Origin of the sequence: Serratia sp. HRI (assembly GCF_010119335.3) — a bacterium.
In the GTDB taxonomy this organism is placed as follows: Bacteria; Pseudomonadota; Gammaproteobacteria; order Enterobacterales; family Enterobacteriaceae; genus Serratia; species Serratia nevei.
The window spans coordinates 3,178,888-3,192,900 of sequence record NZ_CP083690.1; the positions used below are offsets into that span (position 1 = coordinate 3,178,888).

The 14,013-nt window shown below is 61.3% G+C and carries 13 protein-coding genes; 8 read left to right on the forward strand and 5 right to left on the reverse strand.

Features of this window, described 5'->3' with window-relative positions:
- Window positions 1-5: 5 nt before the first annotated feature.
- Together GF111_RS15275 and uvrA are read right to left on the reverse strand one after the other, a co-directional pair.
- Window positions 6-1,058 (reverse strand): NAD(P)-dependent alcohol dehydrogenase, encoded by a 1,053-nt coding sequence (locus tag GF111_RS15275; RefSeq protein WP_060434547.1) that lies wholly within the window; start codon window positions 1,056-1,058, stop codon window positions 6-8.
- A 229-nt stretch (window positions 1,059-1,287) separates the two neighbouring features.
- Window positions 1,288-4,116, reverse strand: a complete 2,829-nt coding sequence (uvrA, locus tag GF111_RS15280; RefSeq protein WP_162419971.1) for an excinuclease ABC subunit UvrA — start codon at window positions 4,114-4,116, stop codon at window positions 1,288-1,290.
- A gap of 277 nt (window positions 4,117-4,393) precedes the next feature.
- Here uvrA and ssb1 point away from each other — a divergent pair, with 277 nt between their 5' ends.
- Window positions 4,394-4,927, forward strand: coding sequence for a single-stranded DNA-binding protein SSB1 (gene ssb1, locus GF111_RS15285; RefSeq protein WP_033654707.1), 534 nt, complete (start codon window positions 4,394-4,396; stop codon window positions 4,925-4,927).
- Window positions 4,928-4,989: 62 nt separating this feature from the next.
- On the opposite strand, the gene GF111_RS15290 is transcribed toward ssb1, so the two are convergent.
- Both GF111_RS15290 and GF111_RS15295 read right to left on the reverse strand, forming a co-directional pair.
- Window positions 4,990-5,739 carry a 3-oxoacyl-ACP reductase family protein gene (locus GF111_RS15290; protein WP_047729743.1) on the reverse strand — a complete coding sequence of 250 codons (750 nt, stop codon included), beginning with the start codon at window positions 5,737-5,739 and terminating at the stop codon, window positions 4,990-4,992.
- A 147-nt stretch (window positions 5,740-5,886) separates the two neighbouring features.
- Window positions 5,887-6,147: a YdgH/BhsA/McbA-like domain containing protein gene (locus GF111_RS15295; protein ID WP_038874302.1), complete on the reverse strand. Its 261-nt coding sequence runs from the start codon at window positions 6,145-6,147 to the stop codon at window positions 5,887-5,889.
- A gap of 196 nt (window positions 6,148-6,343) precedes the next feature.
- Here GF111_RS15295 and GF111_RS15300 point away from each other — a divergent pair, with 196 nt between their 5' ends.
- The 5 genes from GF111_RS15300 to GF111_RS15320 all read left to right on the forward strand — a co-directional run bounded on the left by GF111_RS15300 (window position 6,344) and on the right by GF111_RS15320 (window position 11,448).
- The gene (locus GF111_RS15300) at window positions 6,344-6,787 is read left to right on the forward strand and encodes a lipocalin-like domain-containing protein (RefSeq protein WP_102779781.1); all 444 of its coding nucleotides are present in this window, start codon (window positions 6,344-6,346) and stop codon (window positions 6,785-6,787) included.
- Window positions 6,784-7,452 carry a glutathione S-transferase family protein gene (locus tag GF111_RS15305; protein ID WP_060442590.1) on the forward strand — a complete coding sequence of 223 codons (669 nt, stop codon included), beginning with the start codon at window positions 6,784-6,786 and terminating at the stop codon, window positions 7,450-7,452. The genes GF111_RS15300 and GF111_RS15305 overlap by 4 nt, the downstream gene beginning before the upstream one ends.
- Before the next feature lie 47 nt (window positions 7,453-7,499).
- Window positions 7,500-7,907, forward strand: coding sequence for a VOC family protein (locus tag GF111_RS15310; RefSeq protein ID WP_038874298.1), 408 nt, complete (start codon window positions 7,500-7,502; stop codon window positions 7,905-7,907).
- Between the two features lie 332 nt (window positions 7,908-8,239).
- Window positions 8,240-9,601, forward strand: coding sequence for an NCS2 family permease (locus GF111_RS15315; protein ID WP_147190283.1), 1,362 nt, complete (start codon window positions 8,240-8,242; stop codon window positions 9,599-9,601).
- Between the two features lie 197 nt (window positions 9,602-9,798).
- Window positions 9,799-11,448, forward strand: a complete 1,650-nt coding sequence (locus GF111_RS15320) for a Na+/H+ antiporter (RefSeq protein ID WP_025304430.1) — start codon at window positions 9,799-9,801, stop codon at window positions 11,446-11,448.
- Between the two features lie 74 nt (window positions 11,449-11,522).
- Here GF111_RS15320 and GF111_RS15325 read toward each other — a convergent pair whose 3' ends face one another.
- The gene (locus GF111_RS15325; protein WP_038874296.1) at window positions 11,523-12,410 is read right to left on the reverse strand and encodes a LysR family transcriptional regulator; all 888 of its coding nucleotides are present in this window, start codon (window positions 12,408-12,410) and stop codon (window positions 11,523-11,525) included.
- A 139-nt stretch (window positions 12,411-12,549) separates the two neighbouring features.
- Between GF111_RS15325 and GF111_RS15330 the strand changes: the two genes are divergently transcribed.
- On the forward strand, window positions 12,550-12,972 hold the full coding sequence (locus tag GF111_RS15330; protein ID WP_028127545.1) for a CidA/LrgA family protein: 423 nt from the start codon (window positions 12,550-12,552) through the stop codon (window positions 12,970-12,972).
- Window positions 12,965-13,654 (forward strand): LrgB family protein, encoded by a 690-nt coding sequence (locus tag GF111_RS15335; RefSeq protein WP_004936833.1) that lies wholly within the window; start codon window positions 12,965-12,967, stop codon window positions 13,652-13,654. The genes GF111_RS15330 and GF111_RS15335 overlap by 8 nt, the downstream gene beginning before the upstream one ends.
- Window positions 13,655-14,013 lie beyond the last annotated feature (359 nt).

Here is a 14,013-nt window from a genome sequence, read left to right on the forward strand (position 1 = left end):
TTTCATCAGGCTCGCAGCGAGTCGATATCCACCACGAAGCGGTACTTCACGTCGCTTTTCAGCATGCGCTCATAGGCCTCATTAATTTGCTGCATCGGGATCAGCTCGATATCGGACGTGATGCCGTGTTGGCCGCAGAAGTCCAGCATCTCTTGCGTTTCCGCGATGCCGCCGATCAGCGAACCGGCGATGCGGCGGCGCTTCATGATCAGATTGAACACCTGCGGCGACGGATGATCGTGCTCCGGCGCGCCGACCAGCGTCAGGGTACCGTCGCGGCGCAGCAGGTTGAGGAACGGGTTCAGATCGTGCTGAGCCGCCACCGTGTTGAGGATGAAGTCGAAGCTGTTGACGTGCTGCGCCATCTCATCCGGGTTGCGCGAAATCACCACTTCATGGGCGCCGAGGCGCTTGGCGTCTTCTATTTTCGACGGCGAGGTGGTGAACAGCACCACGTGCGCGCCCATCGCCCGCGCCAGTTTGACGCCCATGTGCCCCAGCCCGCCGAGGCCGACGATGCCGACCTTTTTGCCTGGTCCCGCGCCCCACTGGCGCAGCGGCGAATAGGTGGTGATGCCGGCGCACAGCAGCGGCGCGACCCCGGCCGGATCGAGATTTTCCGGCACTCGCAGCACGAAGTCCTGATCCTCCACCAGATTGGTGGAGTAGCCGCCGTAGGTCACGGCGCCGGTCTGGCGGTCCTGACCGTTATAGGTGCCGGTAAAGCCGTTCTCGCAATACTGTTCCAGCCCCTCATCGCAGCTTGGGCAGCTGCGGCAGGAATCTACCATGCAACCGACGCCGACCAGATCGCCGACCCGGTAACGCGAGGCATGGCCACCGACGGCGCTAACGCGGCCGACGATTTCGTGGCCCGGCACCACCGGGTAAATCGTATTGCTCCATTCGTTGCGAGCCTGATGCAGGTCCGAATGGCACACGCCGCAGAACAGCACCTGAATTTGCACATCGTGGTCGCGCAGGGCGCGCGGTGGGTAATCGAAAGGCACCAGCGCAGACTTCGCATCATGCGCGGCATAGGCATGGGTAATGTTCATGGTCGCTCCAGTTATCAATGTATGGGGGACAACGCTTGGCCGGCAGCGGAGTGCCGGTGAGACGCGGCCTGAATCAGACAGGGCGGCCGCCGAGGGAACATTGATGATAAAAGCGGTGAGCGCGGAGGGAAATGCCTGAAAATGTCGAAACCTTGCCCGTTTCTGTTTGATTGCTGCGAAACGGGTCAGCGTGCGGGTCGCCTGAGCGACGGCCCGCACGCCGGCGATACTACTTGTTCAAGAGCGGTTTCAGGAAGCGTGCGGTGTGCGATTTTTCACACTCGGCCACGGTTTCCGGCGTGCCGGCGACCAGGATTTCGCCGCCGCCGCTGCCGCCTTCCGGCCCCAGATCGACGATCCAGTCGGCGGTCTTGATCACGTCCAGGTTATGCTCGATGACCGCGATGGTGTTGCCCTGATCGCGCAGCTGATGCAGCACCGCCAACAGCTGCTGGATATCGGCGAAGTGCAGACCGGTGGTCGGTTCGTCGAGGATATACAGCGTCTGGCCGGTGCCGCGTTTCGACAGCTCGCGCGCCAGCTTGACGCGCTGCGCCTCACCGCCGGAGAGCGTGGTGGCCGACTGGCCGAGACGGATGTACGACAGGCCGACATCCATCAGGGTCTGCAGCTTGCGCGCCAGCGCCGGCACCGCGTCGAAGAACTCACGCGCTTCTTCGATGGTCATCTCCAGCACTTCGTGGATGCTCTTGCCCTTGTACTTCACTTCCAGCGTTTCGCGGTTATAGCGCTTGCCCTTGCACTGGTCGCACGGCACGTAGATGTCCGGCAGGAAGTGCATCTCGACCTTGATCACCCCGTCGCCCTGGCAGGCTTCACAGCGCCCGCCCTTGACGTTGAAGCTGAAGCGGCCCGGCGTATAACCGCGGCTGCGCGACTCCGGCACGCCGGCGAACAGCTCGCGTACCGGGGTGAAGATGCCGGTATAGGTGGCCGGGTTGGAGCGCGGCGTGCGGCCGATCGGGCTCTGATCGATGTCGATCACCTTGTCGAAATGCTCCAGGCCGGTCACTTCGCGGAACGGCGCCGGCTCGGCGATGGTGGCGCCGTTGAGCTGGCGCTGAGCGATCGGGAACAGCGTATCGTTAATCAGCGTCGATTTGCCGGAGCCGGACACGCCGGTGATGCAGGTAAACAGACCGACCGGCAGCGTCAGCGTCACGTCCTTCAGGTTGTTGCCGCGCGCGCCGCTCAGCTTCAGCACCTTGGTCGGATCGGCCTGCACGCGCTGCGCCGGAATGGCGATCTCGCGCTTGCCGCTGAGGAACTGGCCGGTCAGCGAGTCCGGCTGCGCCATGATGTCGTCGACGGTGCCTTCCGCCACCACCTGGCCGCCGTGCACGCCGGCGCCGGGGCCGATGTCGATCACGTGATCGGCGGCGCGGATGGCGTCTTCGTCATGCTCCACCACGATCACCGTGTTGCCGAGGTTGCGCAGGTGGATCAGCGTTTCCAGCAGGCGCTCGTTGTCGCGCTGGTGCAGGCCGATCGACGGCTCATCCAGCACGTACATCACGCCCACCAGGCCGGCGCCGATCTGGCTGGCCAAACGGATACGCTGCGCTTCGCCGCCGGAGAGCGTCTCCGCCGAACGGGAGAGCGACAGATAGTTCAGGCCGACGTTCACCAGGAATTTCAGGCGATCGCCGATCTCTTTCAGCACTTTTTCGGCGATCTTGGCGCGCTGGCCGCTGAGCTTCATGTTCTGGAAGAAGGTCATCGCATGGCCGATGCTCAGATCGGAGATCTCCGGCAGCGTGGTGTCTTCGACGAACACGTTGCGCGCTTCTTCACGCAGGCGGGTGCCGTGGCACGAGGCGCAAGGGCGGTTGCTGATGAACTTCGCCAGCTCTTCGCGCACCGCGCTGGATTCGGTCTCTTTATAGCGGCGCTCCATGTTATGCAGCACGCCTTCGAACGGATGGCGGCGCACGGTGGTGTCACCGCGATCGTTGATGTATTTGAATTCGATCGACTCTTTGCCGGAGCCGCTCAGCACCGCCTTCTGCACGTTGGCGCTCAGGGTGTTGAATGGGGCTTCGACGTCGAACTCATAGTGCTCCGCCAGCGAGCGCAACATCTGGAAGTAATAGAAGTTGCGGCGATCCCAGCCGCGGATCGCGCCGCCGGCCAGCGACAGCTCGGGGTTTTGCACCACGCGGTCCGGATCGAAGAACTGCTGCACGCCCAGGCCGTCGCAGGTCGGGCAGGCGCCGGCCGGGTTGTTGAAGGAAAACAGGCGCGGTTCCAGTTCGCGCATGCTGTAGCCGCAGATCGGGCAGGCGAAGTTGGCGGAAAACAGCAGCTCGTCCGCTTTCTCGTCGTCCATATCTGCCACCACCGCGGTGCCGCCCGAGAGCTCCAGCGCGGTTTCGAACGATTCGGCCAGGCGCTGCGCCATGTCGTCGCGCACCTTGAAACGGTCGACCACCACTTCGATGGTGTGTTTCTTTTGCAGCTCCAGCTTCGGCGGATCGGACAGATCGCACACTTCGCCGTCGATGCGCGCGCGGATGTAGCCCTGGGCGGCCAGGTTTTCCAGCGTTTTGGTGTGCTCGCCCTTGCGGTCTTTCACCACCGGCGCCAGCAGCATCAGGCGTTTGCCTTCCGGCTGGCTCAGCACGTTGTCGACCATCTGGCTGACGGTCTGCGCCGCCAGCGGCACATGGTGATCCGGGCAGCGCGGCTCGCCGACGCGGGCGAACAGCAGGCGCAGGTAGTCGTGGATCTCGGTGATGGTGCCGACCGTGGATCGCGGGTTGTGCGAGGTGGATTTCTGCTCGATGGAGATCGCCGGCGACAGACCTTCAATATGGTCGACGTCCGGCTTTTCCATCAGCGACAGGAACTGGCGCGCATAGGCGGAGAGCGATTCGACGTAGCGGCGCTGCCCTTCGGCATACAGCGTATCGAAAGCCAGCGATGACTTGCCGGAACCGGACAGGCCGGTGACGACGATCAGTTTGTCACGCGGGATGATCAGGTTGATGTTTTTCAGATTATGGGTTCGAGCACCACGAACTTCAATATTGTCCATTTACACTTCCCGTCTTGATGATACACCGCGCCTGTCGCGATTTTTGCGGGGGATTTTGTGATGGATCTCGCAAAAAACCGGCACAGCCTGGTCGAAACGCATAATTATGACACAAAAAAACCTGAATGAATATCCAGTATGCGAATGCAACAAGGTCGATTGAAAAGACAATTCTGGAATGCAATTCGCACTTATCAACACGGGTGTGGTTTCGCACTCAGCGTGGTAAACTGACGCGTTTATACTGTGTAGAAATCAATCATCGGGAGAAGTGCTCATGGCCAGCAGAGGCGTAAACAAAGTAATTCTGGTCGGGAATCTGGGTCAGGATCCAGAAGTCCGTTACATGCCGAACGGCGGCGCAGTGGCCAACATTACCCTGGCGACCTCCGAAAGCTGGCGTGACAAGGCGACCGGCGAACAGAAAGAGAAGACCGAGTGGCACCGCGTCGTGCTGTTCGGCAAACTGGCCGAAGTGGCGGGCGAATACCTGCGTAAAGGCTCTCAGGTCTACATCGAAGGCTCCCTGCAGACCCGTAAATGGCAGGATCAGAGCGGCCAGGATCGCTACACCACCGAGATCGTGGTTAACGTCGGCGGCACCATGCAGATGCTGGGCGGCCGTCAGGGCGGCGGCGCACCGGCCGGTCAATCTGCCGGCGGCCAGGGCGGTTGGGGCCAGCCTCAGCAGCCACAGGGCGGCAACCAGTTCAGCGGCGGCCAGCAGCAGTCTCGCCCGGCGCAGAACAGCGCTCCGGCGGCCAGCAGCAACGAACCGCCAATGGATTTCGACGACGATATCCCGTTCTGATATCCGGCTGTTTGCAGCAACAAAAAAGCCCCTTCACGGGGCTTTTTGTATTTCAGAGGGCGTTACGCCGAGAAGCCGCCGTCGATGCTCAGGCTGGCGCCGGTGATATAACCTGCTTGCGGGCCGGCGAGGTAGGCGACGAAGCCGGCGATCTCTTCATCTTTGCCGTAGCGGCCGATCGCCATCAGCTGCTTGAGCTGATCGGCGAACTCGCCGGCGTCTGGGTTCATTTCGGTGTCCACCGGGCCGGGCTGCACGTTATTGACGGTGATGCCGCGCGGGCCGAGATCGCGCGCCATGCCTTTGGTCAGGCCGACCAGCGCCGATTTGCTCATCGCATACACCGCCGCGCCGCCGAACGGCACGCGCTCGGCGTTGGTGCTGCCGATGTGGATGATGCGGCCGCCGTCGTTCATGTGGCGCGCCGCTTCCTGGCTGGCGACGAACACGCTGCGCACGTTGACCGCCAGCATGCGATCCAAATCGTCCAGCGCCAGCTCCTCGGTACTGCCCAGCGTAAATACCCCGGCGTTGTTCACCAGAATATCCAGGTTGCCGAAGTGGCTGACCGCCTGGCGCACCGCCTGCTGTAGCGCCGCGGCATCGGCGCTGTCGGCCTTGATGGCGAGGGCTTTGCCGCCGGCGGCAGTGATGGCGCTTGCCACTGCTTCGGCGCGATCGGCCGAGGCGGCGTAGGTAAAGGCGACGGCGGCGCCTTCGTTAGCCAACCGTTTCACGATGGCGGCGCCGATGCCGCGTGAGCCGCCCTGAACGAACGCGACTTTGCCTTGCAGAGGGTGTGCTGTGGTCATGTTATTTCTCCAAAGTGGGTGAGGGTAAGGCGTTATTCCCAGTATCGGTGAAATGTCTGGCGGCCACTGTTCACAAAGAGCTTTGCCGCTAAAACGAGAAAAGCCCCTTGCGGGGCTTCTTTCTTCCGTCGGTTGGCTGTTCGACGATCAGTTGAAGATTTCTGCGGTGCCGTACAGTTTGTTCTGGCCGCCGGCGGCGACGATGCGGTATGAGCTGGCGCCCGACGCGGCGGCTTTGCTGGCCAGTTCGCTTTCCAGCGCGCTCAGGTTGGTGGCGCCGCTAACGGAGACTACGCCGATTTTCTGGGCGTCTGCAGCGGGTTGGCTGGAAGGCAGGTCAGCGGCGAAGGTAGCGAAAGAAGCGGTAGCCAGCAGCGCAGCGGTAGCAAAAATTTTGATGTTTTTCATGATGTGTTCCTCAGCGTATTGATTGGATGAGAGCCCGTTGTCTCTCGATGTATTAAATAGTAGTGCGGCAGGCTGGAATAAAAAATCGGAGAGTTTTGAGTATCTCTGTCAAATAAACTGATTGTTTTTTCATCCGCTGGCGTGCGGTAAAAATCGCCACTACCCTTTACAGACGATCCTTAACCGGAGAAGCGTAATGACGGTAAACGCATTTATCGGCAGCGGGGCGCTGGTGTCCTCGGCATTTGAGAACCAGGACGGCGAGCTGAATCACCCGCTGGGTGAGCAGGTGCTGGGGCGCATCCACTATGAGGCCAACGGCACGATGGCGGCGCAGCTGTACAGCGCCGTGCGGCCGCGTTTCGACGCTGACGATTTGGCGCAGGGGGCCGAGCGGGAGATCCGCGCGGCCTTCATCAATATGATTTGCTACTGCGGCCGTTATCAGGTGGAGGAAAGCGAGCAGCGGGTGGTACATCAGGTCGAAGGCTGTTCATTCCCCAACTGGGTAGGCAGCCGTCAGGTGCGTTTTTACGCTTTCAGCGGCGATCGGCTGACGTTGCGCGCGGTGCCCTTGCAGCTTGGCAACGGCGTGCAGGTGGGCGAACTGGTGTGGCAGCGGGCAGGAGCTTCTTTATGATCATTGTTCATCATCTCAATCACTCGCGGTCGCAGCGCATTCTGTGGTTTCTGGAAGAGCTGGGCGTGCCCTATCAGGTGCAACGCTACGAACGCGATCCGCAGACTATGCTGGCGCCGGCGGCGCTGAAAAAGATCCACCCGCTGGGCAAATCGCCGGTGATCGTCGACGGCGATCTGACGCTGGCGGAATCCGGCGCCATCATCGAATACCTGCAGGAAGCCTATGACGCGCAAGGGATGTTCATGCCGACCGACTTCCACGCGCGCCAGCAATACCGCTACTGGCTACACTACGCGGAAGGATCGCTGATGCCGCTGTTGGTGATGAAACTGGTGTTCAGCCGGCTCGGCCAGCCGCCGATCCCCTGGCTGCTGCGGCCGGTGGCCGGCGCGATCGGCAAGGGCGTGCAGCGCGAATATCTCGACAAGCAGATCGCGCCGCACTGCGAATTCCTCGAACAGCACCTGAACAAGGGCAGCTGGTTTGTCGGCAATGACTTCAGCGCGGCGGACATTCAGATGAGCTTCCCGCTGGAGGCGATGGCAGCGCGAGGCGCGTTGGATGATTGCCCGAAACTGCGCGGTTTTTTGCAGCGCATTCATGCCCGGCCCGCCTACCAGCGGGCGTTGGAGCAGGGCGGCCCTTACGCCCTGCTGAGCTAATCGGATGGGCTATACTCGATGGGGTCATTCTTTATCGGAGGTAGCCCATGGCTACGCAAATCTTCGTTAACCTGCCCGTCAGCGATCTGCCCGCCTCGATGGCGTTCTTTACCCACCTGGGTTTCACTTTCAACCCGCAATTTACCGATGACACCGCCGCGTGCATGGTGGTCAGCGACACGATTTACGTGATGTTGCTGACCCACGACAAATTCAGGATGTTTACCCCGAACCCGATCGGCGACGCCAAACAGGCCACCGAAGTGCTGGTATGCCTGTCGCAACCCAGCCGGGCGGCGGTGGACGAACTGGTGCGCAAGGCGGTCGCCGGCGGCGGCAACACCTACCACCCGCCGCGGGACTACGGCGTGATGTACGGCCACGGTTTTCAGGATCTGGATGGCCATATCTGGGAATTGATGTATATGGATCCCGCCGCGGTGCAGACGCAATAACCCTGCCGTGACGGCGTTCGCCGGGGCGCCTGTCGCCCCGGTTTTATCGTGCTGGCGCTATTCCCGCCGCTTTCTGCATAAATTGCCGCGATCTTTAGTTGATTAGACGCTATGGAAGGCAGGATAATCGTTTGCCTTGAATAAACCACCATAAATCACCCGTACCGCGCGCTGCGAGTTAAACGTTTGCCTTGGTGCGCATCGCCGTTGGCGCTGCGACAGAAGGGCAAGGATGCGGAACGTGACGTAAACGATTACGTGACGATCGGGCGCGGGCGAGATTACAGGCCTGCTGCGACGGGCCGATTCATGAAACACAGGGGAAGTAACCTATGTCGAACTCTCAAGCGAACCACGCCGCAAAACCAACCGGCGGGCTTGATGGCTATTTTAAAATTTCCGCGCGCGGCAGCAGCGTGCGCCAGGAGGTGGTGGCGGGGCTGACCACCTTCCTGGCGATGGTGTATTCGGTGATCGTGGTGCCGAGCATGCTGGGCAAAGCGGGCTTCCCGCCGGCGGCGGTGTTTGTCTCCACCTGCCTGGTGGCCGGGCTGGGCTCGCTGCTGATGGGGCTGTGGGCTAACCTGCCGATGGCGATCGGCTGTGCGATCTCGTTGACCGCCTTCACCGCCTTCAGCCTGGTGCTGGGCCAGCACATCAGCATTCCGGTGGCGCTGGGTGCGGTGTTCCTGATGGGCTTACTGTTTACCATTATCTCGGTCACCGGCATCCGCGCCTGGATCCTGCGCAACCTGCCGATGGGCGTGGCGCACGGCACCGGCATCGGTATCGGTCTGTTCCTGCTGCTGATCGCCGCCAACGGCGTCGGCCTGGTGGTGAAGAACCCGCTGGATGGTCTGCCGGTGGCGCTCGGCGCGTTCACCTCCTTCCCGGTGGTGATGACGCTGGTCGGCCTGGCGGTGATCTTCGGCCTGGAAAAACTGCGCGTGCCCGGCGGCATTTTGCTGGTGATCATCGCCATTTCCATCATCGGCCTGATCTTCGACCCGGCGGTGAAATACCAGGGGCTGTTCGCCATGCCGAGCCTAGCGGACGCTGACGGCAAATCGTTGATCTTCAGCCTGGATATCATGGGCGCATTGCAGCCGGTGGTGTTGCCGAGCGTGCTGGCGCTGGTGATGACCGCGGTGTTCGACGCTACCGGCACCATCCGCGCGGTGGCCGGGCAGGCCAACCTGCTGGATAAAGACGGGCAGATCATCAATGGCGGCAAGGCGCTGACCTCGGATTCCCTGAGCAGCATCTTCTCCGGCCTGGTGGGCGCCGCGCCCGCCGCGGTCTACATCGAATCCGCCGCCGGCACCGCCGCGGGCGGCAAGACCGGCCTGACCGCCACCGTGGTCGGCATTCTGTTCCTGCTGATCCTGTTCCTGTCGCCGCTGGCCTATCTGGTGCCGGTCTATGCCACCGCCCCGGCGCTGATGTACGTCGGCCTGCTGATGCTGAGCAACGTCACCAAGCTGGACTTCAACGACTTCGTCGACGCGATGGCCGGCCTGCTGTGCGCGGTGTTCATCGTACTGACCTGCAACATCGTTACCGGCATCATGCTGGGCTTCAGCTCGCTGGTCATCGGTCGCATCTTCTCCGGCGAATGGCGCAAGCTGAACATCGGCACCGTGCTGATCGCCGTGGCGCTGGTGGCGTTCTACGCCGGCGGCTGGGCGATTTAAGACCCTCAGGTTTCCCTCGCCCGCCGGGCGAGGGAAGCTGTCACGGCATTTCCCTTCTTAAGATAAGTCTTCTTCTGCTCTGCACCGCGTTTTGAAAGGCACAACAAGCTTTAACGGCTGTAAAAAAAGTGATCTACTATCGGGACCAACGCAGGCCCTGAGCCGATGTCGTCTGAATCGTAGAGTCTAAGGAAAGCATGGAAATCTTTTTTACAATCCTCATTTTGATCCTGGTGGTCTCCCTGTCCGGGGTGGTGACGCGCATGTTGCCGTTCCAGGTGCCGCTGCCGCTGATGCAAATCGCCATCGGGGCCCTGTTGGCCTGGCCGCATTTCGGGCTGCACGTCGACTTTGATCCCGAACTGTTCCTGGTGCTGTTCATCCCGCCGCTGCTGTTCGCCGACGGCTGGAAAACGCCAACGCGCGAATTCCTGCACCACGGGCGTGAAATTCTCGGCCTGGCGCTGGTGCTGGTGCTGATCACCGTGGTCGGCGTCGGCTATCTGATCTACGCCATGGTGCCGGGCATTCCGCTGGTGGCGGCCTTCGCGTTGGCGGCGGTGCTGTCGCCGACCGATGCCGTGGCGCTGTCCGGCATCGTCGGCAAAGGGCGCATTCCCAAGCCGATCATGGGCGTGCTCGAAGGCGAGGCGCTGATGAACGACGCATCCGGCCTGGTGTCGCTCAAGTTCGCCATCGCGGTGGCGATGGGCACCATGGTGTTCACCGTGGGCGGCGCAACCCTCGAGTTCCTCAAAGTGGCGATCGGCGGCCTGTTGGCCGGCGTGGCGGTCACCTGGACCTACAGTAAATCGCTGCGGGTGATGAGCCGCTGGAGTGGCGACGATCCGGCGACCCAGATCGTATTCCTGCTGCTGCTGCCGTTCGCTTCTTACCTGATCGCCGAACACATCGGCGTCTCCGGCATCCTGGCGGCGGTAGCGGCGGGGATGACCATCAGCCAATCCGGCGTGATCCGCAACGCGCCGCTGGCGATGCGCCTGCGCGCCAACAGCGTATGGGCGATGCTGGAGTTCGTGTTCAACGGCATGGTGTTCATCATGTTGGGCCTGCAGCTGCCGGGCATTCTTGAAACCTCTATCCTGCAGGCGGAGCTGGATCCGACCATCCAGACCTGGTACCTGTTCGCCGACGTGGCCACCATCTACGCCGCGCTGCTGGTGCTGCGTTTCACCTGGCTGTGGGTGATGAAGAAGGCCAGCAACCGCTTTATGAAAAAGCGCCCGCTGCAGTTTGGCGACTACAGCACGCGTGAGCTGTGGGTGGCGTCGTTCGCCGGGGTGCGCGGGGCGATTACCCTGGCCGGTGTGCTGTCGATACCGCTGTTGCTGAGTGACGGCACCGCCTTCCCGGCGCGCTATCAGCTGGTGTTTATCGCCGCCGGTGTGATCCTGTTGTCGTTGATCGTCGGCGTGCTGGCATTGCCGCTGCTGCTGCGCGGCGTTCAGGTGGCCGACAAGAGCGCCAGCAAGCACGAAGAGCGCATGGCGATCGCCATGGCGGCCGAAGTGGCAATCGAGAGCGTGAATAAAATGGAAGAGCGTCTGGTCGCCGATACCGAAGAGAACCTCGATCCGCAGGTGTTGAAAGAGGTCAGTTCGCGGGTGACGGGCATGCTACGGCGGCGCATCGCGTCGAAAGACGATATCGAGAATGCGTTGGCGATGGAAAACCTCGAGCGGCGTTTCCGCCTGACGGCGCTGCGCGCCGAGCGCGGCGAGCTGTACCATCTGCGCGCCACGCAGAAAATCAGCAACGAGACGCTGCAAAAACTGCTGCACGATCTCGACCTGCTCGAAGCGTTGCTGATCGAACGCGAAGGGTAAACCTCAGAAGAGGAATCATGTTTTCCTCTTTATTTCTGTCCCGAAGGGCCGCCTGTGCGGCCCTTGTTTTTTGGCTACTTGAGCGGCGGCCAGTAGTCGCGGCAGCAGGCGATCCAGGCCTGCGCGCCGTGCGACAGGTAGCTGCCCTGGCGCCAGATCAGCCCGATTTTCCACTCCATGCGCGGTTCCAGCGGTAGCCAGACCAGGTTTTCCTTGTCCAGCCAGCGGCAGACCGGCTCCGGCAGCATGGCGATGCCCACGCCGGCCTGCACCATCGAGGCGAGGAAGTCCCATTGGCCGCTGCGCACCGCGATTTGCGGTTCAAAACCGGCCTGGCGAAACGCCTTCATCAGCATCTTGTACAGCGCAAAGTCTTCGTTATAAATCAGGATCGGGCTGTCGGCCAATTCGGCGATATTGATGCTGGTGCGGTTGAGCCACTGCGGCGTGCGCGGCGCCACCACGCACATCGGATGGCCCAGCAGCGGCAGAAAGGTCAGCGGCTGTTCCGAATCGAAGGGCAGCACCGTCATCGCCAGATCCAGTTCGCCGGACATCACCGCCTGTTCGACCGACAGCCCGCCCAGCTCGGAAATTTTCAATTCGATGCCGGGGTAGGTCTGGCGAAAGCGGCGGATCAGATCGGCGATCTGCCTGCCCACCATCGGCGGAATGCCCAGCCGCAGCACGCCCTTTTTCAACGAGCTGATGTCTTCCAGCTCCGCCTCCAGCTGGCGGAATTCGTCGAGGATCGTCAGGCCGCGCTGATACAGCGCCTGGCCGCTGTCGGTCAGGCGCAGCTTGCGGCCTTCGCGGATCAGCAGCGTGCATTCCAGCTCCTCTTCCAGATGCCGCAGCATCTTGCTGATGGTGGGCTGGGTGACGAACAGTTTTTCCGCCGCGCGGGTGAAGCTTTGCTGGCGCACCACTTCAACGAAGTAGCGCAGGGTGCGGACATCCACGTTAGGGTTCTCCTTGAGGGCGCTACCGGCGGGAAACTATTCCCGGACGGCATGATGTCGATAATTTTAATTCATTTCAGGCGTGGTTTCCCGGCTGCGTATACTGTAGGCCGTCAATTATTGTTTGAGGTCATCTTTCATGTCTCTGGCGTTACGCCGCGTTGCCCCCTCCCTGCTGACCCGTTTGCAGGTGCCGATTCAGGTGGCGTTGTATGCGGCGCTGTTCCTGATCGCCGATCGTCTGGTGCAACAATTCCACCTGCCGCTCCCCGCCAATATCGTCGGCATGTTGATGCTGCTGGCGCTGATCCTGCTGCGCATTCTGCCGCTGAGCTGGGTCAAGGCCGGCTCCCGCTGGCTGCTGGCGGAAATGCTGCTGTTTTTCGTGCCGGCGGTGGTGGCGGTGGTCAACTATGCTCAGCTGCTGATGGTCGAGGGCTGGAAGATCTTTCTGGTGATCGCGATCAGCACCATGCTGACGCTGGGCGCCACCGGGCTGGTGGTGGACAGGGTGTATCGGCTGGAGATTTGGCTGCAGCGACGGAAGCAGCGCCATGAATGACTTTATCCTCAGCCTGGCCTGCTTTCTGGCGACGCTGGCGCTGTATTTCGCCAACAAGAAACTCTATCGCCGCCGCCGCACGTTACTGCTGATGCCGCTGGTGCTGACGCCGATGATCCTGGTGCTGCTGCTGGTGGTCACCCACATCTCCTATCAGGACTATATCGGTGAAACCCACTGGCTGCTGTGGCTGCTGGGGCCGGCGACCATCGCCTTCGCGGTGCCGGTGTACGAGAACCTGCACATCATCCGCCGCCACTGGCTGTCGCTGACCGCCGGGGTAACGACGGCGGTGCTGGTGGCGGTGTACAGCTCGGTGTGGCTGGCGCGCCTGCTGACGCTGCCGGAAGAGGTGCAGCGCAGCCTGGCGGTGCGTTCGATCACCACGCCGTTCGCGCTGGAGGCCGCCAAACAGATGGGCGGGCAGCCGGATCTGGTGGCGCTGTTCGTGGTGATCACCGGGGTGTTCGGCATGGCGGTGGGCGACATTCTGTTTCTGCGGCTGGCGGTGCGCAGCCGCCTGGCCAAGGGAGCCGGGTTTGGCGCCTCGTCGCACGGCGCCGGCACCGCCCGCGCTTATGAACTGGGGCCGCAGGAGGGCGTGGTGTCGAGCCTGGTGATGATGCTGGCCGGCATTATCACGGTGGTGGCCGCGCCACTGATCGGCCGGCTGATGTGGTAAGACCTCTCGGGGCGGGCTCTGCCGCCCCATTTTTACATTGTCTGTCGTTGGGAACGGTGCCGTCGATGAGCGCCCGAAAAAACGAAGAAATTTTTCAGCATAATTTTTCCCATCGTTATAACAAAAAACGATAGATGCGCCGTGGGCAAAATTGGCGGTCATTTTTCATGGTAATGAATTAATTAAATAATAAATCATTGTCATTAAAACAATAAAGTATAACTTATTGATATGGAGAGGCTCTTATCGTAAGCATTGTTGCACATTAACTATAGTGAACAATAAAAAAGAATATGAATTTCTCTCTAATTATATCGGATTAATACAAGAGGAATACGCTTGTCATCCCTAAGTAATAT

What these genes read in the sequence shown, in the direction of transcription:
- GF111_RS15310 (WP_038874298.1), top strand. Translation starts at nt 7,500, where the DNA reads ATGGCTACGCAAATCTTCGTTAACCTGCCCGTCAGCGATCTGCCCGCC.
- ssb1 (WP_033654707.1), top strand. Translation starts at nt 4,394, where the DNA reads ATGGCCAGCAGAGGCGTAAACAAAGTAATTCTGGTCGGGAATCTGGGT.
- GF111_RS15290 (WP_047729743.1), bottom strand. Translation starts at nt 5,739, where the DNA reads ATGACCACAGCACACCCTCTGCAAGGCAAAGTCGCGTTCGTTCAGGGC.
- GF111_RS15305 (WP_060442590.1), top strand. Translation starts at nt 6,784, where the DNA reads ATGATCATTGTTCATCATCTCAATCACTCGCGGTCGCAGCGCATTCTG.
- GF111_RS15320 (WP_025304430.1), top strand. Translation starts at nt 9,799, where the DNA reads ATGGAAATCTTTTTTACAATCCTCATTTTGATCCTGGTGGTCTCCCTG.
- uvrA (WP_162419971.1), bottom strand. Translation starts at nt 4,116, where the DNA reads ATGGACAATATTGAAGTTCGTGGTGCTCGAACCCATAATCTGAAAAAC.
- GF111_RS15295 (WP_038874302.1), bottom strand. Translation starts at nt 6,147, where the DNA reads ATGAAAAACATCAAAATTTTTGCTACCGCTGCGCTGCTGGCTACCGCT.
- GF111_RS15300 (WP_102779781.1), top strand. Translation starts at nt 6,344, where the DNA reads ATGACGGTAAACGCATTTATCGGCAGCGGGGCGCTGGTGTCCTCGGCA.
- GF111_RS15330 (WP_028127545.1), top strand. Translation starts at nt 12,550, where the DNA reads ATGTCTCTGGCGTTACGCCGCGTTGCCCCCTCCCTGCTGACCCGTTTG.
- GF111_RS15335 (WP_004936833.1), top strand. Translation starts at nt 12,965, where the DNA reads ATGAATGACTTTATCCTCAGCCTGGCCTGCTTTCTGGCGACGCTGGCG.
- GF111_RS15315 (WP_147190283.1), top strand. Translation starts at nt 8,240, where the DNA reads ATGTCGAACTCTCAAGCGAACCACGCCGCAAAACCAACCGGCGGGCTT.
- GF111_RS15275 (WP_060434547.1), bottom strand. Translation starts at nt 1,058, where the DNA reads ATGAACATTACCCATGCCTATGCCGCGCATGATGCGAAGTCTGCGCTG.